Origin of the sequence: Ligilactobacillus equi DSM 15833 = JCM 10991 (genome assembly GCF_001435735.1) — a bacterium.
Taxonomy (GTDB): domain Bacteria; phylum Bacillota; class Bacilli; order Lactobacillales; family Lactobacillaceae; genus Ligilactobacillus; species Ligilactobacillus equi.
The window spans coordinates 1-369 of the sequence record NZ_AZFH01000026.1 but is presented as its reverse complement, the minus strand read 5'-3'; the positions used below and the strand labels follow the sequence as shown (position 1 = coordinate 369).

At 30.4% G+C, this 369-nt stretch carries 1 pseudogene; it reads left to right on the top strand.

Features of this window, described 5'->3' with window-relative positions:
* Positions 1-369, top strand: a pseudogene (locus FC36_RS12095) (helix-turn-helix domain-containing protein); the annotation flags it as partial.

The window sequence follows — 369 nt, the reverse complement described above, 5'->3', positions numbered from 1 at the left end:
TATACAAATATCAAGGAATTGAAGGACTTAAAAGTAAGCGTACTAACCAAAGTTATACTCTTAACTTTAAAATTTCTTTAGTTACAGCATTTATGGAATCGGGAGATTCTTTACTAAACTTCGCAATAAAAAATGGATTAAAATCTCATACACAACTATATAACTGGATAAAGCGGTATAATGAAGGTACCTTAAAGGCTTATCAGCCTAGAAAGAGAGACCTAAATTTGACTAAAAAAAGAAATTCAACCAGAAAAACTACCTTTGAAGAACGCCTAGAAATCATTGAATTCTTGATTAAACATGATATTAATTACCATAGAACAGCCGAAAAATATGATGTGAGTTATGCACAAGTATATAGCTGGT